We start from the raw sequence: 23,346 nt of genomic DNA on the forward strand, positions 1-23,346 counted from the left end.
CGGGGCAACGGCGTGGGCGATGGGCAGCGTGCTGCTGGTGAGTTCGGCGCAGTTGGGCATGCGCTGGGGCATGAGTCGTCTGCCCTCGCCTGAGCTTTGGCTGGACCCGAAGGTGCAGCTGGACCTCGCGGCGGTGCTGGTGATCGGCGGATCGGTCCTCGCCTACGCGCTGTCGATGCTGGCCTGGCTGCTGGCCCTGCGCGATCTGCCATTGAGTCGCGCCTATTCCCTGCTCAGCGTCAGCTACGTGCTGGTGTATGGGCTTGCTGCGGCACTGCCATTTTTCCATGAGACGTTCACGGTATCGAAAACTTTGGGCGTCATGCTGATCGTGATGGGTGTGCTGACCATCAACCTTCGGCGCATTTCCAGCACACCTTCACAGGGCGTTTCTTCATGAAAATCAGCGTTTTCGGTAGCGGGTATGTCGGTCTGGTGCAAGCCACCGTGCTTGCTGAAGTGGGCCACGACGTGGTCTGCATGGACATTGATCAGGCCAAGGTCGAGCAGTTGCGCCAGGGCCAGGTGCATATTTTCGAACCGGGGCTGGCCAGCCTGGTGCGAGAGAACCTGGAGAACAAGCGCCTGCAGTTCACCACCGACACCCAGCTGGCGGTCGAGCACGCCGAGGTGCTGTTCATCGCCGTCGGCACCCCGTCCCGCGATGACGGCTCGGCCGACCTGACAGGCTTCTTCGCGGTTGGCGAGGCCATCGCGACGTACCGGTCCGAGCCGCTGATCATCGTCGAGAAGTCCACAGTGCCCGTCGGCAGTGGCGACGCCCTGCGCGGGCACATCGACAAGGCGCTGCGCCAGGCCGGCCGCTTGCTGCAGTTCGATATCGTCTCCAACCCGGAATTTCTCAAGGAAGGTTCGGCGGTCAATGACTGCCGGCGCCCGGACCGCATCGTCATCGGCTGCGACAACGACGCCGTGCGCAAAGTCATGCGCGAGCTGTACGCGCCGTTCAACCGCAACCATGACCGGATCATGTTCATGGACCTGCGCAGCGCCGAGCTGACCAAGTACGCGGCCAACTGCATGCTGGCGACCAAGATCAGCTTCATCAACCAGATCGCCGAACTGGCCGAACACCTGGGCGCAGACGTCGAATCGGTCCGGCTGGGCATCGGCGCGGACTCACGGATCGGCTACGACTTCATCTACCCCGGCTGCGGTTATGGCGGCTCGTGCTTCGGCAAGGACATCCGCGCCTTGATCCACAGCGCCCGTGAAGCCCATTGCTCCAACGACCTGCTGGCGGTGGTCGAGGCCATCAACGAGCGGCAGAAGAACAAACTGTTCGAGCGAGTGAAAGCCTTTTACGAAGGTGATCTGCGCGGCAAGACGTTCGCCTTGTGGGGGCTGGCGTTCAAGCCGAACACCGACGACATGCGCGACGCGCCGAGCCGGGTGCTGATGGAAGCCTTGTGGGACGCCGGCGCCACGGTGCGGGCGTTTGACCCCGAGGCCATGCAAGAGACGCAGCGCCTCTACGGCAACCGCAAGGACCTGATTCTGATGGGCACGCCGGAGTCGACGTTGAACGATGCGGACGCGCTGATCATCTGCACCGAGTGGCAACAGTTCAAGGCCCCGGATTTCGAGCTGATCCAGCAACGCCTCGCCGCGCCGGTGATCTTCGACGGCCGCAACCTGTACGACACAGAACGGCTGGCGCAGAGCGGGTTTCACTACTTCCCGATCGGCCGTGGGGAATCCTGCGAATTGCCGATCCCGCAGAAACAGTGGCTGCCGTACAAAAACGTGGCGGGTGGGGTGATGGTGTAGCGGCCGATAATGGGGTCCGGCGCCGGCCCCACTGAATGCACGCGATGCTTTTGGTGGGACCGGCTTCAGCCGGGAAGAGGCCCTTGAGTGCGCCGTAAATTTTGCGGTGTGACCCATGACGCCTTCCCGGCTAAAGCCGGTCCCACAATGGTGTCCGGCGCCGACCCTACTGAATGCACTCGATCCGTTTAGTGGGACCGGCACCAGCCCACTGAATGCACGCGATGCTTTTAGTGGGACCGGCTTCAGCCGGGAAGAGGCGCTTGAGTGCGCCGTAAATTTTGCAGCGTGACGCCTGACGCCTTCCCGGCTGAAGCCGGTCCCACAGTTTTGTCCGGCGCCGACCTTACTGAATTCACGCGTTGCTTTTAGTGGGACCGGCTTCAGCCGGGAAGAGGCCCTTGAGTGCGCCGTAAATTTTGCGGTGTGACGCATTACGCCTTCCCGGCTGAAGCCGGTCCCACAGTTTTGTCCGGCGCCGACCTTACTGAATTCACGCGTTGCTTTTAGTGGGACCGGCTTCAGCCGGGAAGAGGCCCTTGAGTGCGCCGTAAATTTTGCAGCGTGACGCCTGACGCCTTCCCGGCTGAAGCCGGTCCCACAATGGTGTCCGGCGCCCACCCTACTCAATGCACGCGATGCCTGGATGCATGATCGTCCCCACGCTCCGCGTGGGAATGCAGCCCGGGACGCTCCGCGTTCATGAACGGCGGTCTGCACCCGGGGTGCCAGCCACGAAATAGTAGATGCGCCCTCCAATCTCGAACCGGTCGAGCACCCGCAAAGGAGGCTGCGGCGCGGATTCGCTTTCCATCACCACCACCCGGTCAGCGCCCAGTGCCAGAAAGCGCTCAAGGTCCGCCCCCGCCATGACACTGTCGAGCAGGCTCTGGCTGTAGAACACGCCGGCGCCCGCCAGTCGCTCGCTGGGTTGAAACAGTGCCACCTGCACCCCTTGCTGTTGCAGGTCATGGATTTTTTCCGTCAAGGGCAGAAATGACAACTGCCTGTCCTCGCGCGGCGCCAGCCATTGCGCTGCACCCAGGTAGGTGACGACCACCAGCAAGACACCCGCCCCGCTGATGCTTCGACGATGGCGCATCACCGCCGCCGCAAACGCCGATACGCCTGAATGCGTGCCAATCCTGGCCCAGAGCACCCAGGCATATTCGGCAGCAATCACCGCAGCGGCCGGCGCCAGGGACATCAGGTACACCGTGCGCTTGCTCGACGCCAGCGTCAGCAACAGGAATTGCGCGCCCAGCCACAGGCTGAAGAACAACAGATAGCGGTTGCTCAGCAGTTGCTTGCGAAAGTGCCAAAGCCCCAGATACACCAACAGATTCCACGGCAGAAACGCTTCCGGCAGTTTCGCCAGGTAGTAATAGAACGGCTCGTAGTGCCCGGCTTCGGTGAACGAGCCGCTGAACCGGCCAACGCTGTTGGTCCACAGCACCTCCTTCAGCGACTCGGCACCGCCCTGCCCGTACAGAAAACCCAACCAGACGAGAAGCGGCACCAACGCCAGCAGCGTGAAGGCTGCCGGGCGAACCCAGTCGGCCACCTCCAGGCGTCTGTGCCGAACCGTCTCAACGACGAGCCAGAAGAAGATCACCACGCCCGGCAGCGCCAGTCCCAGCACCCCTTTGCTCAAGGTCGAAATCACGATGCCCAGCGTGAACGCAAGCCAGGGGCACAGTGCCGGCGACCCACGTCGCGCGCGCTCGCTGGCGTGGAAAAACGCCAGCAGCGCCAGGGTCACGCCGAGGGACAGCAACGCGTCCTCGCCCACTTGCCGCGCATTGCTCCAGAAGCTGGCCGTTGTTGCCAGCATGAACGCCGCCAGCCAGGCCACAGAGGCCGGGCGTCCGAAGCGCAACAGCATGGGGTAAAGGAGCAACACGCTGAACAGCCCGGCGAACGCCGACGCCAGGCGCACCGCCCAGGGGTTGGCGCCGAATACGCGGATCGCCGCCGCATCCAGCCAGACGCTCAGGGGTGGCTTCTCAAGAAAAGGCTGTCCGTTGAGGGTCGGGGTTACCCAGTTGTTGCTCAGGTGCATCTCCATGGCGATGCCTGCCACCCGCGGCTCCGTCGAGTTTTGCAGTTGGTGATTGCCCAAGGCGAAAAAAAACAGCACAGCAGCGAGTACGAAAAGCGAGAGCGCACGGGACGTCATCGAGGCAACACCGGCTGGGGAAAGAATCATCAATTGATGGCTGCCGGCAGTATGGGCAGCGCTTTGTTGAAGTCTTGTCAACGCCCCGTCAACACCTGATCGGGCGGCCGAGTGTTTCAGAGGATAGCTGACAGACGCGCACTCACGGATGATCACTGGCATACTCTTCACCGCAATTCAAAGCGCCCAGGCACCTATAAGTGTTCAATCGAACATTAAACACTGACGGGGTTTTCACACTCAGGCCACATAACTTTTACGCCGCCCGCCCGACAGTCCATGGATGGCTGTTATGAATGTACCCGTGCAAAGGAGTGACAATTTGAAACGTATTTAAAATCATCAGAATTTGACAATAAAAGTATTTGCGCTATGTGCCCACCGTTGAACAACGGTAAAGGAGCCGCAGCGCCAGATAACTGCAACCGGATACACCTGTCCAAAGGATTAGACACATGCGGATTCACTCATCGGCCCCTGCCCGATTCCTGCTGTTGGCAACCGGCACATGGCTCGCTCTCTTCTTTCTCACCCGTCTCGTTTTATTCACCACCCATCTGGATGAGGCCGGCCATCAAGTAGTCGCCACTTTTGCCACCGGCTTGCTCTATGACCTGGCATTCCTGACCTACGCCGCCGTGCCACTGGGTATCTATGTCCTGCTCTGCCCGCCACGCTTATGGCGCGCTCGCGGGCATCGCTGGTTCCTGCAAGGGCTGATGACACTCAGTATTTTCGTGATGCTGTTTGTCGCTGTGGCCGAATGGCTCTTCTGGGACGAGTTCGGCGTGAGATTCAACTTCATCGCCGTGGACTATCTGGTTTATTCCGACGAGGTCCTCAATAACATCCTCGAGTCCTACCCCATCGGCAAACTGCTGACCGCCCTGGCGATCGTGGCAATAGTGCTGAGCGCGATCATCAGCCGCGCCGTCGCGGCCTCGATCAAAGCCCCGACACCGCCGCTGCGCAGCAGACTGGCCGGTATCGCACTGTTGCTGGCGCTGGCGGCCATCAGCCTGCAATTTGTCGATCAGGATAATCCTCGCGGTCTGGGCGGCAACGCTTATCAGCGGGAACTGGCGAGCAACGGCCCGTACCAGTTTTTCGCAGCGTTCAGAAACAACGAGCTGGATTATCAGCAGTTCTACGCCACCCTGCCCGACCCTCAAGTCGCCGAGCAGATGCGCCGGGAGCTGGCCGAGCCGAACAGCCGATTTGTCGGCAATGACCCGGTGGATATCCGGCGCGCGATCGACAACCCGGGCACGACGCGCAAAGCCAACATCGTGTTGGTGACCATTGAGAGCCTGAGCGCCAAATACCTGGGCAGCAACGGCGACACGCGCAATCTGACGCCCTACCTGGATGCGCTGCGCAAGCAAAGCGTGTACTTCAATAATTTCTACGCCACCGGCACACGAACCGATCGCGGCCTGGAAGCCATTACCCTGTCCATTCCGCCGACGCCCGGACGTTCCATCGTCAAGCGCGTCGGTCGCGAGAGCGGTTTCGCCAGCCTGGGCCAGCAGCTGGCGGGCGTCGGTTACGACAGCGTTTTTGTTTACGGCGGCCGCGGCTATTTCGACAACATGAATGCATTCTTCAGCGGCAACGGCTACCGCGTGGTGGACCAGAGCAGCGTCAATGAACAGGACATTCACTTCAAAAATGCCTGGGGCATGGCCGACGAAGATCTCTACCAGCAGGCGCTCAACCTGGCGGATGCCGACTTCGCTGCGAACAAGCCGTTCCTGCTGCAATTGATGACCACGTCCAATCACCGTCCTTACACGTTCCCGGAGGGGCGCATTGACATCCCTTCGGGCAACGGTCGCGATGGCGCGGTGAAATACACCGATTACGCCATCGGCAAGTTCCTTGAAAGCGCCCGCCAGAAACCCTGGTTCGACAACACGCTGTTCGTCTTCGTCGCCGACCACACGGCCGGCAGCGCAGGCAAGGAAGACTTGCCCATCGACAACTACCTCATTCCGCTGTTCATCTACGCGCCGAAGATGCTCCAGCCCCGGGAGTTCTCTCAATTGGCGAGCCAGATCGATCTGGCGCCCACGCTGCTGGGGCTGCTGAATCTGGACTATCAGTCCACCTTCTTTGGCCGCAACCTGTTCCTCGATTCGGCCTTGCCGCCCCGGGTGGTGGTCGGTAATTACCAGCACCTCGGACTGTTCGACGGCAAGGATCTGGCCATTCTCAGCCCGCGCCAGGCCCTGCGCCGCCACGACAACGCGCTGGGGGAAAGTGTCGAAAGCCAATCAACCTCTGCCGATCCACTGATTGCGCGCGCCATCGCCTATTACCAGGTGGCAAGCGAGGGGTTCAAACAGCATTTGCTGGACTGGAAGCCTGACGTTCCAAAGCCGTAATCACCCTGCCAATGCGGAGCGGGCAAGACGCGACCACGTCGTGAATTGCCCGCCCACAACCTCCGTCGCTCATTTATACGGCGCCCTCAGTCTGCGCTAAGTTTCGCGGCGTACCTTCTCCCCTGCGCAATTGCTGCGCTGCCAAGGAGAAGCGTTCCACATGAATTCAACCACTGCCGCCTGGCTGAACAAGGTGCCCGAAGTCACTCTGGGGTTCTGGGTGATCAAGATCCTGTCCACGACGGTGGGTGAAACCGTCGCCGATTTTCTTGCCGTCGACGCCGGCCTTGGCGCAGGTGTGACCACGGTGGGCATGGCATTGCTGCTGGCCATCGCGCTGTTCGGACAACTGCGTACCCGCGCTTATACGCCTTGGATCTATTGGCTCACCGTGGTGCTGGTCAGCATCGTTGGCACGCAGATAACCGATGTGCTCACCGACGTGCTGGACGTCAGTCTGGACACCAGCACGGTGGTGTTCTCGGTGCTGCTGGCGGTGAACTTTCTGGTCTGGTACCAGACCGAGCGCAGCCTGTCGATTCGCCAGATCACGTCCCGTCGGCGGGAGCTGTTTTACTGGACCACCGTGCTTTGCACGTTCGCCCTTGGCACCGCCGCCGGGGACCTGGCCACCGAAGCGCTGGGACTGGGCTTCACGCTAGGCGCAGTGATTTTCGGCGCGCTGATCGCCGCGACTCTGATTGCCTGGCGCATGGGCAGCAATCCCGTGCTGACGTTCTGGCTGGCCTACATCCTCACCCGACCCTTCGGTGCCTCCCTGGGCGACCTTCTGACCCAAGCTAAAACCTACGGTGGCCTGGGAATGGGCGCGACCTGGACCAGTGCGATTTTCCTCTGCGTCATCCTCATTCTGGTGGTCGCGGCACAGCTCACTGTCGGCCACCGCAAAGCAACGGCTCAATAACTCTTGAATACTCAGAAAGGTAAAACCATGCGCTATTTTCAGAACGCTATCCGCCACATTGCTATCGTCTCCTCGATCTTTCTGCTCAGTGTGGCCGCAGGCTGCTCCAAGCCGGCCACGCCGCCACATGCTGCCGGGACCGCGACGGCCTCACAGAGCAACAGCGGCCAGCCAGGCGTATCCAGTCTGGGCGATCTGTCTGAATTCAGGACCATCGCAGCGGACGTCGCCGGAAAGGTCGACAAAAACGATCTGTCCGGCGCAAAAACGCGTATCAAGGACCTGGAATCGACATGGGACGCCGCCGAGGCCGGGATCAAACCCCGTGCAGCAAGCGATTGGCACGTGCTGGACAAGTCCATCGACCGCGCGCTGTCGGCGTTGCGTGCCACCAACCCCAGGCAGGATGATTGCAAGGCGGCCATGAGCGACCTCATGAAGACGTTCGACTCGCTGCAAGGGAAGTGATCGGCCTGCTCGCTGGCCCGCCTTGTCGTTTCAGGCGCCGCGCCTTCCACCGGGTTTAATCCCGCCAGGCTTGATGTTTCAATGGACGCCCTCCCTGTGAGGGCGTTCGCGATGGAGACCCACGTGCGCATATTGCTTGTCGAAGACGACCCGATGATCGGCGAAGCCATTCAAGGCGCGCTGATGGACGCCAGTCACGCCGCTGACTGGGTCAAAGACGGCCTGGTCGCGCTTGCTGCGCTGGACACTCACCACTACGATCTGGTGCTGCTCGATCTCGGACTTCCGGGCAAAGACGGTCAGTCCGTGCTGAGCAGCATTCGTGCGCAGAACAACCCCGTTCCACTGTTGATCATTACCGCACGCGACAGCCTAGATGAACGCTTGCGAGGCCTGGACGGCGGCGCAGACGACTACCTGCTCAAACCGTTCCAGATGGCTGAATTGCTGGCGCGGATGCGCGCGGTCATGCGCCGCAAAGGCGGCAGCGCCTCACCCTTGCTGGGCAACGGCGTGGTGACGCTCGACCCCAGCTCCAGGCAGGCGAGTACCGAGCAACAGCCTGCCGTGCAACTTTCCGGCCGTGAGTTTGCACTGCTGCACGCGCTGTTGATCCGGCCAGGGGCCATTCTTTCCCGGGCCGATCTCGAAGACCGTATTTACGGCTGGGGTAACGAGGTCGAAAGCAACGCCGTCGAGTTTCTGATTCACGCTTTGCGGCGCAAGCTGGGCAGCCATGTCATCAAGAACGTCAGAGGTGTGGGATGGATGGTTTCAAAACCCGCCTGAGGGAATCGGTCCAGCTCAGGCTTTCGGCGTCACTGTCGCTGGTACTCCTGATTGTCGCGATGGCCGCCGGCGTGTTCGCGTTCGTGTCCGCATTCGATGAAGCGCATGAGATGCAGGACGCCACCCTGCGCCAGGTCGCCGACCTGTTCGAGCGTCAGCGCATGACATTGCGCTACGCGGAGCCCTCTGCCACCGAAGACGACGATGAAGAGTCTCGTGTGGTGATCCAGTATCTGGCCGATGGCGCCAACGCCAGTCACAACGGTGATGCAAGCACCCCGTTGCCACTGCCGACAACCTTGTCAGATGGACTCCGGACGCTTGATGTCGGTGGCGAACCCTTTCGGGTTTTGGTGAAGACCACCACCGATGGCCAGCGTATTGCCGTGGCTCAGGAAGTCGGGGCTCGCGACAAGGATGCGCGGGAAAGCGCCTGGCGCAGCCTGTTGCCATTCCTGATTCTGTTCCCGGTGCTGCTGCTGGTCATGAGCGATTTGGTCCGCAAACTGTTTCGCCCTATCGCCCTGCTCTCTCGGGAGATTGACCTACGCGAAAGTCAGGCACTGCACCCCATCGACGAACGTCACGTGCCGCTCGAGGTCCGGCCCTTTGTCGTGGCCATCAACCGACTGCTGGAGCGGGTGCGCAAGGCGATGGAAACCCAGAGCCGTTTTGTGGCCGACGCTGCCCATGAGTTGCGCTCGCCCCTCACGGCGCTTTCCTTGCAGGCTGAGCGCCTGGCGCAGACCGAAATGCCGGCACACGCACACGAACGTCTCAAACCGTTGCGCCGGGGTATCGAGCGCGGTCGCAAGCTTATCGATCAGCTGTTGTCCCTTGCCACGGCTCAGTCGATAACCCGCTCACCGACACAGGCGATTTCGGTGCGGGGCGTCTATCGGCGCGTGCTTGAAGATCTGATGGCGCTGGCCGAGGCCCGCCAGCTCGATATCGGCATTGAAGGTGATCAGGATGTGCACGTGTTCATGCATGAGGTGGACCTGCTCACGCTGGTCAAGAACCTGGTCGACAACGCAATTCGCTACACCCCGTCCGGCGGTCGTGTGGATCTGTCGGTTGACCTCGCAGGTGGCCAGGCAAAATTGCAAGTAAGCGACTCAGGGCCCGGCATTGCCATCGGAGAACGGGAGCGCGTGTTCGACCCTTTCTATCGGACGCTGGGCACAGAACAGGTGGGTTCCGGACTTGGCCTTTCAATCGTCAGGACCATCGTGGAGCGTGCGGGGGCAACCGTTCATTTGAACTACACCGATGAACTCAACCGCAGCGGCTTGTGCGTGACGGTCTGGTTGCCCACCGGCGCTAAACCCGCTGATGCCGACAGCAGCACCTGAGCAAACGACAAGATATTCACGGCAGCCGAACCTATTTTTGACAAACGCCTGTCTAGGATCGCGCAACGTTTAGAGTGGCGGGTTTTATCTATGTTGGTTGTCGAGGATCTGGTGTTGGACACAAGCAAATACCGGGCGACCCGCGCGCAAAAATCGCTCAAGCTCAACCCGACCAATATCGACATACTCGCGCTGCTGATGCTGAGAAGTCCCGGCACTGTCAGCAAGGAAGAGATCGCGCAAATGCTGTGGGGCGAACTGGGCGTGAACAAGAGCAGCGGCCTGGGTACGCGGGTCCATCAAATCAGAAAAGTGGTTGATGACGGTTTTGCGTTCCCGCTGGTTCATACGGTCTATGGCGTCGGGTATCAACTTCGTAAATAGCCGCAACCCTCTTACCTCGTTTTTACTGATTTCCCTTCATCGCCAGTTGCTTCCAGTCCTGCGGATTAAGCACGCCTCTGATGACGGGCCTGCTGCGTTTGTCCAGCGAGATAAATACCGCGCTGTCGTATTCGCTGGTATCGGCGTGGGGGTAACCCTGCTTGCTTTCTATCTGACTGATGCAACCGCTGTGGGTAACCAGCACCAGGTTACGGTTGTTCGCCTTGTGCGACATAACCTGGGGAAGGTTCATCTTCTCGCAATCAAACAGCCAGTCCTCGGCAGGTATCGCATGGCCGAACAGGGATTCGGCGGTCTGCGCCGTGCGTGTGGACGGGCTGGCGAGGATGTCGGTCTGCGCCAAACCCAACTGGCTGAGCGAACGCCCCACGTCGGCAGATACTTCGCTGCCGTTGCGGGTTATCCCGTCCTTTGGCCCAAGGCACTCATTATCCGAACGGTCGCAGCGTTCGCCATGGCGCACCAGCACGACCACTTCACCTCTCTTCCAGCTTTCGTACAGCCCCGCCCTGCTCATGTTTTGGCCCCTGACGAGGTCAATCGGCGAGCGTGGCCAGTAGGTGTAACCCGTCAACAGCAGCAGCGACACGACGATCGCACCAGCGGTCAACAGAACACGGTATTTTTTGGCGCTTTTGAGTAACTTGCCCGCGCTGCGTGCGGGCGGGACATTGACGTGTTCGCGCATCGTGTTGCTCCGACTGTTCAGTCCATCGGCAGATGGAAGTCTGCGTCATTGAATGACAACAAGCGTAAGCAGCGATGCATGGTTATTTGGTAAACGGCACGTGAAAAAAACAGTGATTTTTAAACGTCGCGCACTTTCCACCCGTGGGCAAGATGCGCGGGGTTAAAACCATGCGTCAACCCAGTTTTACAGCCCTCTTTACTCCATGCTTAAAGAGCCCGCAGAAGGGTGTAAACATGAATGGAGTTTTCACATCTTCTTCACTGCCGGCTGACCTGCAAACGCGTATGTTCAGTCAGCGCCGGATACCCTCCCGGCGAAGTTTATGAACCACACTCATCGGGACACTAAGCGTGCCAAACGAACGATCAAGATTTTACGCGTGGAACCTGGGTTTGCCGATCGCCATTGCGCTGGCGATCTTCGTAGTCTTTGACCTCACGTCACTGGACGAGGTCATCAGCAACTGGCTGTATTACCCAAACCATGAATTCCCGTTCGGCCACAGTCGCCTGTTCGAAAACCTGACCCACCGCTGGCCGCGAATTATTCCCGATCTCACGGGAGAAGCCGCGATCATCGGATCAATCCTGTCGTTCCTCTGGCCGCTGTTAAAACCAGGGCGGCACGACCGGCTTATCAGGTTGCTGGAGACACTGCGCATTGCCCCGGTGCTGCGTTTCGCCGCTCGCCACCGGCGGGACTTCCTGTTCATCGTGGTGTCGTTCGCAATCATCACCGGCATGATCCATTTTTTTAAAAGCCACACCAGCATCTACTGCCCGGTCGAAACCACGCTGTACGGCGGGACGATGGAGAAAAAAGAATGGTTCGAGAATTTCAGCCTGTTCCATGAAGCCGGCCCCGGTCGTTGCTGGCCGGGCGGACATGCGTCGGGCGGCTTCACCATGGTCGCGCTGTACTTCGTTGCGCGCCGCTACCAATGGCGCCATGCACGGGCGATCCTCTACGCGTCGATGGTCCTGGGTGCGATTTACGGCACCACCCGCGTCCTGCAGGGCTGGCATTTCATGTCGCACACCTTCTGGGCCGGCGTGATTGTGTGGATCAGCGCACTGCTCACTGCCCTCGCCTTTTATGGTTGGCGGCAGCTTGCGCCCTCGCCCGCCCAGGGGCACATGCCCGGTGCTACCCAAGCGGGCGGCGTTCAGACTCAACAGAGTCACTGACTTGCAGCCACCGGATCAGCGGATCAGCCGTCCATCCGTCGATCCAGCCGCGCATCTGGGTGGCCGGCATCGGCTCGGCGATGCCAAAACCCTGACCGATTTCGCAGCCCAATTGAAGCAGGCGTTGCGCCTGCTCCAGGCTGTTGACCCCCTCAGCGATGACCTCCCGACCGAACGCATTGGCCAGCCCGAGAATCGCCTGCAAGATCGAAATATCGCCAGGCGCGTCGAGCATGCCGTGGATAAACGTCTGATCAATTTTCAACTGCGCGACCGGCAATCGCTTCAAGTAGCTGAGCGACGAATACCCCGTACCGAAGTCATCCAGAGCAAAGCGCACGCCCAGTTGCTCGCAGTTGCGCAGCGTGCGCGAGACGCCCTCTACATCTTCCATCGCGCTGGTTTCGAGGATTTCGATCATCAGCATCCCGGGATAAACACCGGGATGCTCCGCGAGCCGTTTGGTCAGATTCGTCACGAAGTCGGGGTGCTGAAGCTGCCGCGCGCCGACGTTAACGCTGACCGCCAGTTGCAGCCCCTCCTGTTGCCAGCGCTCGATCTGATCCAGAGCCGTTTCAAGCACCCAGTCACCCACCACTTCCGACAGTGCGTTGCTTTCGATCAGTGGCAGGAAACTGCTGGGCAATAGCAGGCCCCGCTCCGGATCCTCCCAACGCAATAATGCTTCCACGCCGACTACTGCGCCGGTGCGCAGATTGACCTTGGGCTGGAAATACAGGCGCAGTTCCTGATCGCGGATGGCCTGATAGATGCGGTCAAGCCGAGCGTTATGCCCGCGCATTTCCTGATCGTGCTGCGCGTCGAAGACGTGAAACCGGTTCTTCCCCTCCAGCTTGGCCTGATACATCGCCTGATCCGCCTGGCGCAGCAACTGGTCGGCGCTGATGTCGTCGTCCTGCGGGTAATAACTGACGCCGATGCTCGCAGACAGGGCAACATTCAACGCCCCCAACTGCACCACCTCGCTGGCCGACGCCAGCAGCCGCTCAAGGGTCGGCGCGCTGTCGCACACATGTTCGAGATCGACGATCAACGCCACGAATTCGTCCCCGCCCAGGCGAGCCAGGGTGCAGGCGTCGTTCAGCACGTGCTGCATGCGCCGGGAGACGCTGGACAGCACCCGATCACCTACGTCATGCCCGTGCAGGTCGTTGATGGCCTTGAAACCGTCCAAGTCCAGATACGCCAGCGCCAGGGTCGTGCCCGAGCGCAACGCGCTGGCCATGGCTTGTTGCATGCGCGAGGCCAGCAAAACGCGGTTCGGCAAGTGGGTGAGCGGGTCGTAGTGGGCCACGTATTCGAGCTGCCGCTGGTAACTGTGCAGTTCGGTGACGTCGGTAAAGAGCGAGACGTAATGCTGGGTCACGCCATCAGCGTCGACAATGGCGGTAATGGTCTGGCGCGCGGCGTAGGCAGAACCGTCACGCCGACGGTTCCACAGATCGCCTTGCCAGTAATGTTCCGACAGCAAACGGCTCCACAGGCCCACGTACTGCGCGCGCGGAGTCATGCCGGAGGAGAGAAAGCGCGGATTTTTGCCTATGGATTCGCTGCGTTCATAGCCGGTGATGGTCGTGAAGGCTTCGTTGACTTCAATGATTGCGCCGGCCGGATCGGTGATCATGATGCCTTCCCGCGCGTGGGTGAAGACGCTCGCGGCGAGGTTGAGACGCTGCTCGACTTCCCGCCGTGCCGTGAGGTCACTAAGGGTGACTCGGATGCCGCCCGACTCACCGCCGTGGCGCACGCAGTTCAGTCGCGCCTGCCAGTGCGTGCCGTCGGTGCGCTCCAGGCTCAGATCGCACTCCTGCGCCTGGCCGCTGCGACAGACCCGGCCGAATACCTGCTGCCAATGATCGCGGTCACGGCTGACGACGCGGGCGGCAAAACGGCGCTGCAACAGGCGGTGACGCGGGTAGCTCAGCAGTGTCTCGCCGGTGCGGTTGACGGCTTCAATGACCCCTTGCGGGGTCAGCGTCAGGTAGCCCACCGGCGCGTTCTCATACAAATCCAGATAGAGATCGCGCGAGGCTTCCAAGGCGAATTGCGTAGCGCGCAGTTCCTCGTTCTGCATCTGCAATTCGACCTGGTGCAATCGCAAGTCATGCAGCAGCCGGGCATTTGCGTCCAGGCTGTCAGGCGGATTCGCGGAGTGGACGATAGGGGGCGCGGGGGGCGGCGTCTTCATAGTCCTCCCTGGCCTCAGGTGAGAGAACGTTCAGGCTGCATCGCCAGCAGAATCAGGTGCGGGCGGGTACCGTCCCCCGCTACCCGACGGGCATTGAGGGTGATCGCCCGCGGCCCTGAGCCGGTCAGCTCATGCTCTACGACGAAACCATCGAAGCTGGTGTCGCTCTCCAGAATCGTGCCGAGCTTTTGCCTCAGCGCAGGGATGTCCCATTGGCGATTGTTGAGTTCGAAGAGCCTGCGGCCGGTGGTCAACGGCTCGGTGGTCGGGAAGGTCCGGTAGTAGGAACGACTGGCGGACACGACGCAGAGGTTTTCATCCAGCACCAGCAACGGCTCGATCACCGTGTCGACGATGGCCTCGGCCAGTTCCCGCGCAGCCTGCACGGCCTTCTGGTTGGCGATGCGGCTGTTGATGTCGTGAAAGGTCATCACCACGCCGTCGATGACGTTGTCCAGCGTGCGGTACGGTGCCAGCCGCGCCAGGAACCAGTTGCCCGAGACAGTGCACAGTTCGATCTCTTGCGGGATCAGCATGTCGAGCACCTCCTGCGCGGGGACCAGTAGGTCAATGGAGTGGATGTACGAAGAGATATCGGCCAATGGCCGCCCCACATCCTTGGGAATCAGGCGGTAGATCTTCACGGCATCGCGCGTAAAGCGGCGAATAATCAGCTTTGTATCAAGGAATATAGTCCCGATATTGATGCTGTCGAGGAGGTTCTTCATGTCATTTTGCATGTCGCCGAGCTGCTCGATTTTCGCTTGAAGCTCGGCATTGACGGTGACCAGTTCCTCATTGACCGATTGCAGCTCTTCACGGGAGGTTTCCAGCTCCTCGTTGGATGACTGCAGCTCTTCATTGGTCGATTGCATCTCTTCGTTGGCCGCGCCCAGCTCCTCGTTCAGGTGCTGCAATTCGTCGATGGTCGCCTGCAGGTTCTCTCGGGTGTAAGCCAGGTCGTGCTCCAGCAGCCTGACCCGTTCGGGCGCCAGATGTGCGGCGGTGTCGGGCACTGAGTCGAGCGGGATATCCGCGCCGCTGGCCGGTTCCTGGAACGTGATCAGGAGCAATTGCTCTCCCTGCGCGGTGTTGCCCATCCGGCGCACGCTGAGGCTGACCCAGCGCTTCGCGCCATCGTTGGTGACGGGCAGCGGCTGGGTCGAGGTCGGTTCGGCGCTGAGGGCGGCACGTTGTACCGCACCGCGCAGATCCAGCTGCAGGCCTTCGCGGGCCATTTCGACGACGTTGAGGCTGGGTTGCCCCGGCGCAGGGCGCAGGTAGCGGCCAGTGTCGCCGTGTACATACAGAATGTTGCCAGCCAGATCGGTGACCACCGAGGCAGGGCCAAAGTCCTGCAGCAGCGCCCGGCGGGTCAGTTCGGCAATGTTGGTTTCCTTGGTCATGGTCGCGGGGCGGTCCGGAGGTCGGCTGATGGGGCTGGGCAGCCACGACAGCGTGCTGTCCATCGGCATGGATTTGGGGGTTCGGGTCTTCACGGCCCGGTAGAATTTCCATTTGCGCTGCAACGGCGTGAACAGTGTGACATGCCCGCCGATGCTCTCGGAAGGTGAAAGAAACAGCACGCCGTCAGGCTTGAGCGCGTAATGGAAGGTCGGGATCAGGCGGTTCTGCAGCGCATGCCCCAGGTAGATCATCAGGTTGCGGCAGCACAGCAGATCAATGCGGGTGAAGGGCGGATCCTTGATCACGTTCTGCACCGCGAAGACGATCATCTCGCGGATTTCCGTCTTCACCCGGTAGCCGCCTTCAACGCGGCTAAAATAGCGCTCCAGGCGTTCAGCACTGACGTCACTGGCGATGGTCAGCGGGTAAAACCCGGCGCGGGCGGTCCTGATGGCTTCGGCATCCAGGTCGCTGGCAAACACCTGAATGCCCGGCGGCGCCCCGGCGGCCTGATCCTGCGCGTGCAGCAGTTCGTGCAGAACAATAGCCACCGAGTAGGCCTCTTCGCCGCTGGCGCAACCGGCGATCCATACCCGCAGCGGCTCATCGGCAGCCTTGGCGTCGATCATCGGCTGGAGGATCTCCCGCTGCATGACCGTGAACGCGGCAGGGTCACGAAAGAACTGAGTGACATTGATCAGCAACTCGTTGAACAGCGACTTGCACTCCTCCGCCGATCCCTTCAGCAGCCGCAGGTAATCATCCTCACTGGCGAGGTGCATGATCTGCAGGCGCCGCTCGATCCGCCGGGCGATGGTGCTCTTTTTGTACTGCGTGAAATCATGGCCGGTCATGCTGCGCAGGTGCAGAAGAATCTGCTGCATGGCATCCCCCGGCGTCATTGACGGTGCGGGGCCGTCCGGATCCTTGGCGCCAGTCAGTACGCCGGGCATCTGCTCGACGCTCAGAACATGGCTGGCGTTGCCCGCCTGAATCGCGCTATTGGGCATGCCGCTGTAGGTCGCCTCTTCCGGCCACTGCACAAGGGTTCTGCCGCCATGGTCGAGAATCGCCCGGCAGCCCGCGGTGCCGTCCGCACCGGTCCCGGACAGAATGACGCCGACCGCCCTCGTCCCGTGGTGCTCGGCCATCGACGCGAAGCAGGCGTCGATGGGCAAATGGTGGCCGCGCTCGCCTTCGTAGCGGGTCAGGACCAGCGCATTGGCCGTGACGCTCAAGGCGTGCTGCGGCGGAATCACGTAAAGGGTGTCGGCGTCGAGGGTTGCGCCATGGGTGGCCTCGACGACCGTCATGCGCGTCGAACGGGCGAGGATTTCTGTGAGGAGGCTGGGCGTGGCCGGCGCAAGATGCTGGATGACCAGAAAGCTCATGCCGGAATCGCTCGGCATCAAGCGCAGGAAGCGCTGCAACACTTCCAGGCCCCCCGCTGAAGCGCCAAGCCCGACGAGCAGGCGGCCTTGTGGGCGGTTGTGCAGCGCGGTATCGGGCACGGGACGCCTCCATGTGTCGAATGGACGGGGATGATGCCCGCTGCCGGTCAGCCGGGCAATGGCGGATATGCCGCCAGACCCCGCTGGCGGCTCAATAAGCCGGACAGGCGATCATATTGATGTCAGACTGGCGCCCGGCTGCCCCTGATAGCTCTGTGCCATACTCTGCGTATGTCGGGTCGCAGCGTCGCGCGGCAATGCCGTTCATCCAGTCGCGGAAATCTCCTCCCGCTTCCCCAGTCCATCCCTTTCTCTGAATCACTGTGTCGAGATGTCGCCCATGAAGTCGGACACCGTACACATCGGCCCCCTGGATTTCCTCCTTGGCGGCGGCGAAATGGGGCAGCTGATCCGGGACTTCGATTGGGCGTCGACGTCACTGGGCGATCCGGCGGGCTGGCCGCAGTCGCTGCGTTCGGCCATCAGCATTTGCCTGCATTCGAGTTTTCCGACGGCGATCTACTGGGGCGAAGATTTCTGCCTGCTGTACAACGACGCCTGGGCGCCGATTCCGGCAGAACGCCATCCGGCGGTGCTGGGCCGCCCTGGGCAGGAAGTGTGGTCGAGTATCTGGGACATCGTCGGGCCGCAGCTTGAAGACGCCGTCATAAATGCCGAAGGCTTTTCAGCATTCGACCAGCTGTTGATGATGGAGCGCGGCGGGCGCCTGCACGAGACGTGGTGGAACTATAGCTTTACGCCGATCCGTGGGGAAAACGGGCGCATCGCAGGGATCCTCAACCAGGGTCACGAAGTCACCGAACGGATCCTGGCCGAGAGGCGCAAGGCGCAGGAACTGGTCCGCCAGCGCAAGATGTTCGAGCAGGCCCCCGGTTTCATTACCGTCCTCAACGGCCCCGAGCACCGCTTCGAATTCGTCAACCAGTCCTACACTCGGCTGTTCGGCGAGCGCCATTACGTGGGCAAAACCATCTACGAAGCGTTCCCGGAGCTGGCCGGTCAAGGGTTTTACGAGTGGCTGGACGGGGTCTACAGCACCGGCGAGCGGCTGGTGCAGCAACGCACGCCGATCCAGCTCAATCACCCCGATGCGCCGAGCGAGGTGCGTTACCTGGATTTCATCTATGAGCCGCTGCTGGATGAATCGGGCCAAGTGACGGGTATTTTCTGTGAAGGCTACGACGTCACCGAGGCGCATATCTCTCGGGCCGCATTGGAGGCCAGCGAAGCCGCGTTACGCGAGGAAACCCGCACCCTGGAAACGCTCAACCGGGTCAATGCCGAACTGGCTCTCGAACTGGACCTCAAGCGACTGGTGCAGACCGTGACCGACGCCGGCCGCGAGATGACCGGCGCCGAGATCGGCGGATACTTTCATAACGCCGCGAACGATCATTTTGATCTCTTCACCCTGTCTGGTGTCCACTCGCCGGAACTGGCCCTGCTGCCTGGCCCGCGTTCCAGCCCGGTGTTCGCGCCCGCGTTCCTGACGGCGGGCGTGATGCGTTCCGACGACATGTTGCGGGACCCACGCTATGGGCGGATCTCTCCGCATTTCGGCCTGCCGACAGGCCACGTGCCGCTGCGCAGTTATCTGGCCGTGTCGGTGGTGTCGCGCTCGGGCGAAGTGCTGGGCGGGCTGTTCTATGGCCATCCCGAGCCCGGCCAATTCACCCCGCGCCATGAAAAACTGATGTCGGCCCTGGCCGCTCAAGCCGCCATTGCCATCGATAACGCCACGCTGTTCCAGCAGGTTCAGAGCGCCAACGAAACCCTCGAACAGCGGGTGCTGGCCCGCTCGCAGGAACTGTCCGAAGCCCATTTGGCTCTGCGCCAGGCGCACAAGATGGAAGCCGTCGGGCAGCTCACCGGCGGTATTGCCCACGACTTCAACAACTTGCTCGCCGGAATCATCGGCAGTCTGGAAATGATCGAGCGGCGCATCGCCAATGGCCGGGTGGACGGCCTGGACCGCTACGTCGGCGCCGCCCACGACTCGGCCAATCGCGCCGCCAACCTCACCCAGCGGCTGCTGGCGTTTTCCCGTCGCCAGACCCTCGACCCCAAGCCCACGGACGTCAACCGGCTGGTCGCGGGCATGGGTCAGCTGATCTCGTCTACCATCGGGCCGTCCATCAGCATCAGCACCATCGCCAGCGGCGACCTGTGGCTGAGCAAGATCGACGCGCCGCAGCTGGAAAGCGCGCTGGTCAACCTGACCCTCAACGCCCGCGACGCCATGCCGAACGGCGGCGAACTCACCGTGCAGACCCGCAACGTCTCGGGCACCAGCGCTGCGGGTGTTGCGGCGCAACTGCCCGACGGCGACTTCGTGGAAATCAGCGTGAGCGACACCGGCACCGGCATTGCCCCGGAGATTCTCGACAGGGTCTTCGACCCGTTCTTCACCACCAAACCCATTGGCCAGGGCACCGGCCTTGGGCTGTCGATGATCCACGGTTTCGTTCACCAGTCAGGTGGCACGGTCCACCTGCGCTCCACCCAGGGCGCCGGTACGACGATTTCGCTGTACCTGCCGCGCTTTCACGGTGAGGGCGAGCAGGCGCCGGCCCGCTGCCCGTCACAGCCCGGCACTGCGGGCGAAACCGTGCTGGTAATCGACGACGAGCCTCACGTGCGCATGCTGATGTGCGACGCCCTGCGCGAACGCGGTTATCAGGTCAGCGAAGCCATGGACGGGCCGTCGGGGTTACAGATGCTGCGGTCGATGGCATCGATTGACCTGCTGGTGACCGACGTCGGGCTGCCCGGCGGCATGAATGGCCGGCAGGTCGCCGACGCCGCGCGCGCCCTGCTGCCTTCCCTGGACGTGCTGTTCGTCACCGGTTACGCGCAGAACTCGGCAGTGGGCGGCGATCAACTGGAGACCGGCATGGCGGTATTGCTCAAGCCCTTTGGCATGACCAGTTTCGCGCAGAAGGTCGGCGAGATGCTCCAGGCTGGCGCATCCGCTCACGACTGATCAGTCAGTTTTTTTCGCCCAGCCACGGAACTCACAGGGCCGGCATGCCCCTAACCACGACGTCAGCGAACCGGCATAACGCCTGTTCCACGAGAGGTTTAGGTTTCCATGTCTTCCAGCAACCCATCCGCCGCCATAGGCCAACCAGACGCGCAGCGCACCTCGCCGCGTCGTCTGATTTTCATCTCGGTCCTTGTCGCCACCATGGGCGCACTCGCTTTCGGTTACGACACGGGCATTATCGCGGGCGCTCTGCCCTTCATGACCTTGCCCCTCGATCAGGGCGGTCTCGGCCTGAACCCCGTCAGCGAAGGGCTGATCACGGCATCGCTGATCGTCGGCGCCGCCTTCGGCTCACTGGCCAGCGGTTACCTCTCCGACCGTTTTGGCCGCCGCGTGACCCTGCGCATGCTGTCGCTGTTGTTCATCGTCGGCGCCCTCGGCACAGCCACGGCGCCGTCGGTGCCGTTCATGGTCGCCGCGCGTTTTCTGCTGGGTATCGCCGTCGGTGGAGGCTCGGCCACAGTGCCGGTGTTCATCGCCGAAATCGCCGGGCCGTCACGCCGCGCAAGACTGGTCAGCCGCAACGAGCTGATGATCGTCAGCGGCCAGCTGCTGGCCTACGTGCTGAGCGCGGTGCTCGCGGCGTTGCTGCACACCCCCGGCATCTGGCGTTACATGCTGGCCATCGCCATGGTCCCGGGCGTGTTGCTGCTGATCGGTACGTTCTTCGTGCCGCCGTCGCCGCGCTGGCTGGCCTCGAAAGGCCGCTTCGACGAAGCACAGAAGGTGCTCGAACAATTGCGTGACACCAAAGACGCCGCCAAGCGCGAAGTCGAGGAAATGAAAACCCAGGAGAAAGAGGCCCACAAGCGCGTCGCCGCGCGCGATTTGCTGCGTCAGCCGTGGGTGTTGAAGCTGCTGATGATTGGTGTCGGGCTTGGCTTTACCGCGCAGTTCACCGGCGTCAACGCGTTCATGTACTACACGCCGATCATCCTCAAACACACCGGCATGGGCACCAACGCTGCACTCACCGCGACCATCGGCAACGGCATCGTTTCGGTGATCGCCACGCTGCTGGGGATCTGGGCGATCGGCCGTTACGGGCGTCGGCACTTGCTGATGACCGGTCTGGTCATCGTGGTCCTGATGCAGGCCGCGCTGGGTTGCGTGCTGATGTTCATGCCGCAGAACCTGACCCAGAGCTATGCCGCGCTGGCGTGCATTCTGGTGTTCCTGCTGTTCATGCAGATGTGCATTTCGCCGGTGTACTGGCTGCTGATGTCCGAGCTGTTCCCTATGCAGGCGCGCGGCTTGCTGACCGGCACGGCGGTGTCGATGCAGTGGCTGTTCAACGCGACCGTCGCGTTCCTCTTCCCGATCGCGGTGGACACCCTTGGCAACCCGACCTTCTTCGTGTTTGCGGCGATCAACATCGGCTCGCTGATCTTCGTGTTCCTGTGCCTGCCGGAAACCAAGGGCAAGTCCCTTGAGCAGATCGAAAAGCACATGAAGAAGGAGCTGTGAGCCCCCGCTCCTGAAACCGCGCGCGTTCAGCCGAGCAATTCGGTGATCCAGCGCACTTGCTGCGCGGTGTCGCGAAGCTTGTCTTCCGGCACTGCCTGCCGCGCCTGCTGCAAGTTGGCCAACGTGCGCTGCCTGTAACGCAGCAGGCGCCGCCACTTTTCGAGAAACGCCGGGCTGCGTTCCGTCATCAACAGCGGGCCGAAGTACAGCGCTTCAGGGCTGTACACCACCGGCCCGCTGGGTTCGGCGACGATGATTTCGTAGTCGAAGCGGTTCTCCCGCAGCACGTCCTCGTGGACGATGCGATACGCGTTGTCCATCAACCACTGGCGCAGCTCAGGCTCGCCGCCATTGGGCTGCAGAATCAACAGTTCCCTTCCGTTGAGCCGCCCTTTGCCGGCCTCGACGATGTCGCGAATGGTCTCGCCCCCCATGCCGCAGAGGCTGATCGCGGTGATACCGTCTTCCACCTCAATCGCAGCAAGGCCATCGGCCAGGCGCACATGGATGTGCTGCTCGAAACCGTTCTCGCGCACCGTACGTTGTGCGGCGCTGAACGGCGTCGTCGCCACCTCCCCCGCCACGGCCATCGCAATGGTTCCGCGGCGCATCAACGCCACCGGCAGGTAGGCGTGATCGGAGCCGATGTCGGCCAGTCGCGCGCCGGCCGGCACCAGCGCCGCCACGCGCTCCAGACGCCTGGACAATGTGTGTTCGTTCAACGTTGCAGCCCCTTTGCTCGCCACCGCCCGGCACGACCTGCCGAAACGGGCCGTGAGTCTGTCGGGCGGTGGCGAGGATTTCAACTGCGGCGACGCGGGGCTGCCCACTCTGGCTGCCGCAATACATGGCCCAACCGTCCGTGCTCAGCGGTGAGCTGGTCGCGTTGTTCGAGGACTGGCAGCTGGAATCGATGCCCATGTACGTGGCCTTCCCGCCCAACCGGCATATCAGCCTCAAGCTGCGGGTGTTCATCGACTGGGTTGTGGAGTTGATGGGCGACGGGTACAACAGCCGATCTTCCGCAACGATTGAACAAGGACAAACGCGCCATGGACGAAGTGATCAGCTACCGAGAAGCCACGGTCGAGGATGTGGCGGCGATCTGCGAATTGGGGCAGTTACTCAACGCGATTCACCACGCGGAGCGCCCTGACATCTATGCGGCTGAAACACTGGATTACACGCGCGATGCCCCGCACTGGATGAGCTTTCTGAACAATCCGGAGCAGGTTATTTTCCTGGCGTTTGTCGGGGATCGAGCGGCGGGCTTTGTCAGTGCCGGGATGTTTTCAGCCGGTGGCCCGTTGATGCGGCCGATGGCGTTCGCGCGGATTGGTTCGGTGTGCGTGGCTCAGCTTTACTGGGGGAAAGGCTTGGGCCGTGGCCTGATCCAGCACGTGCAAGCCTGGGCGCTGGAGCGCGGTGCCCAGGATATTCGGCTGACGGTGTGGGGCTTCAATACCAATGCGCGGCGGCTGTATGAAGAGCTCGGCTTTGAGACGCGGGCCTTTGAAATGGGCATGCACCTGACGTGAGCACCATTCATCGTACGCACCCGACACTTT

16 protein-coding genes and 2 pseudogenes are annotated in these 23,346 nt (G+C 61.8%); 13 read left to right on the forward strand and 5 right to left on the reverse strand.

Going from position 1 to position 23,346, the window contains the following annotated elements:
* Positions 1-19: 19 nt before the first annotated feature.
* Together arnF and OKW98_RS17490 are read left to right on the forward strand one after the other, a co-directional pair.
* A pseudogene (arnF, locus tag OKW98_RS17485) lies at positions 20-419 on the forward strand (4-amino-4-deoxy-L-arabinose-phosphoundecaprenol flippase subunit ArnF).
* The gene (locus OKW98_RS17490) at positions 397-1,791 is read left to right on the forward strand and encodes a UDP-glucose dehydrogenase family protein (RefSeq protein ID WP_265385904.1); all 1,395 of its coding nucleotides are present in this window, start codon (positions 397-399) and stop codon (positions 1,789-1,791) included. Before arnF ends, OKW98_RS17490 begins: the two are co-directional and overlap by 23 nt.
* Before the next feature lie 700 nt (positions 1,792-2,491).
* On the opposite strand, the gene OKW98_RS17495 is transcribed toward OKW98_RS17490, so the two are convergent.
* Complete coding sequence (locus tag OKW98_RS17495) at positions 2,492-3,970, reverse strand: ArnT family glycosyltransferase (RefSeq protein ID WP_265385905.1); 1,479 nt, start codon at positions 3,968-3,970, stop codon at positions 2,492-2,494.
* A gap of 455 nt (positions 3,971-4,425) precedes the next feature.
* Here OKW98_RS17495 and OKW98_RS17500 point away from each other — a divergent pair, with 455 nt between their 5' ends.
* The 6 genes from OKW98_RS17500 to OKW98_RS17525 all read left to right on the forward strand — a co-directional run bounded on the left by OKW98_RS17500 (position 4,426) and on the right by OKW98_RS17525 (position 10,278).
* The gene (locus OKW98_RS17500; RefSeq protein ID WP_265385906.1) at positions 4,426-6,357 is read left to right on the forward strand and encodes an LTA synthase family protein; all 1,932 of its coding nucleotides are present in this window, start codon (positions 4,426-4,428) and stop codon (positions 6,355-6,357) included.
* 160 nt (positions 6,358-6,517) lie between these two features.
* A complete protein-coding gene (locus OKW98_RS17505; protein WP_265385907.1) occupies positions 6,518-7,282 on the forward strand; it encodes a hypothetical protein in 765 nt (254 codons plus the stop codon).
* Between the two features lie 27 nt (positions 7,283-7,309).
* On the forward strand, positions 7,310-7,750 hold the full coding sequence (locus tag OKW98_RS17510; protein WP_265385908.1) for a hypothetical protein: 441 nt from the start codon (positions 7,310-7,312) through the stop codon (positions 7,748-7,750).
* A 123-nt stretch (positions 7,751-7,873) separates the two neighbouring features.
* Positions 7,874-8,539, forward strand: a complete 666-nt coding sequence (locus OKW98_RS17515; RefSeq protein ID WP_265385909.1) for a response regulator — start codon at positions 7,874-7,876, stop codon at positions 8,537-8,539.
* Positions 8,515-9,894, forward strand: a complete 1,380-nt coding sequence (locus OKW98_RS17520) for an ATP-binding protein (RefSeq protein WP_265385910.1) — start codon at positions 8,515-8,517, stop codon at positions 9,892-9,894. The genes OKW98_RS17515 and OKW98_RS17520 overlap by 25 nt, the downstream gene beginning before the upstream one ends.
* Before the next feature lie 90 nt (positions 9,895-9,984).
* Complete coding sequence (locus OKW98_RS17525) at positions 9,985-10,278, forward strand: winged helix-turn-helix domain-containing protein (protein ID WP_265385911.1); 294 nt, start codon at positions 9,985-9,987, stop codon at positions 10,276-10,278.
* Positions 10,279-10,300: 22 nt separating this feature from the next.
* Here OKW98_RS17525 and OKW98_RS17530 read toward each other — a convergent pair whose 3' ends face one another.
* On the reverse strand, positions 10,301-10,987 hold the full coding sequence (locus OKW98_RS17530) for a histidine phosphatase family protein (protein ID WP_265385912.1): 687 nt from the start codon (positions 10,985-10,987) through the stop codon (positions 10,301-10,303).
* A gap of 353 nt (positions 10,988-11,340) precedes the next feature.
* Between OKW98_RS17530 and OKW98_RS17535 the strand changes: the two genes are divergently transcribed.
* On the forward strand, positions 11,341-12,177 hold the full coding sequence (locus OKW98_RS17535; RefSeq protein ID WP_265385913.1) for a phosphatase PAP2 family protein: 837 nt from the start codon (positions 11,341-11,343) through the stop codon (positions 12,175-12,177).
* On the opposite strand, the gene OKW98_RS17540 is transcribed toward OKW98_RS17535, so the two are convergent.
* Together OKW98_RS17540 and OKW98_RS17545 are read right to left on the reverse strand one after the other, a co-directional pair.
* Entirely contained in the window at positions 12,137-14,386 is a 2,250-nt protein-coding gene (locus tag OKW98_RS17540; protein ID WP_265385914.1) for a putative bifunctional diguanylate cyclase/phosphodiesterase, read from the reverse strand. The two genes, OKW98_RS17535 and OKW98_RS17540, sit on opposite strands and share 41 nt — an antisense overlap.
* 14 nt (positions 14,387-14,400) lie before the next feature.
* A complete protein-coding gene (locus OKW98_RS17545) occupies positions 14,401-17,304 on the reverse strand; it encodes a chemotaxis protein CheB (protein WP_265385915.1) in 2,904 nt (967 codons plus the stop codon).
* Positions 17,305-17,584: 280 nt separating this feature from the next.
* On the opposite strand from OKW98_RS17545, the gene OKW98_RS17550 reads away from it, so the two are divergent.
* Positions 17,585-20,248: an ATP-binding protein gene (locus OKW98_RS17550; protein ID WP_265385916.1), complete on the forward strand. Its 2,664-nt coding sequence runs from the start codon at positions 17,585-17,587 to the stop codon at positions 20,246-20,248.
* Between the two features lie 108 nt (positions 20,249-20,356).
* Complete coding sequence (locus OKW98_RS17555) at positions 20,357-21,778, forward strand: sugar porter family MFS transporter (RefSeq protein WP_265385917.1); 1,422 nt, start codon at positions 20,357-20,359, stop codon at positions 21,776-21,778.
* Positions 21,779-21,804: 26 nt separating this feature from the next.
* On the opposite strand, the gene OKW98_RS17560 is transcribed toward OKW98_RS17555, so the two are convergent.
* Positions 21,805-22,500: a tRNA (adenine(22)-N(1))-methyltransferase gene (locus tag OKW98_RS17560; protein ID WP_265385918.1), complete on the reverse strand. Its 696-nt coding sequence runs from the start codon at positions 22,498-22,500 to the stop codon at positions 21,805-21,807.
* A 107-nt stretch (positions 22,501-22,607) separates the two neighbouring features.
* Between OKW98_RS17560 and OKW98_RS17565 the strand changes: the two are divergent.
* Positions 22,608-22,781, forward strand: a pseudogene (locus OKW98_RS17565) (LysR substrate-binding domain-containing protein); the annotation flags it as partial.
* A gap of 49 nt (positions 22,782-22,830) precedes the next feature.
* Entirely contained in the window at positions 22,831-23,316 is a 486-nt protein-coding gene (locus tag OKW98_RS17570) for a GNAT family N-acetyltransferase (protein WP_265385919.1), read from the forward strand.
* Positions 23,317-23,346 lie beyond the last annotated feature (30 nt).

It is taken from the genome of Pseudomonas sp. KU26590, from assembly GCF_026153515.1.
GTDB lineage: Bacteria > Pseudomonadota > Gammaproteobacteria > Pseudomonadales > Pseudomonadaceae > Aquipseudomonas.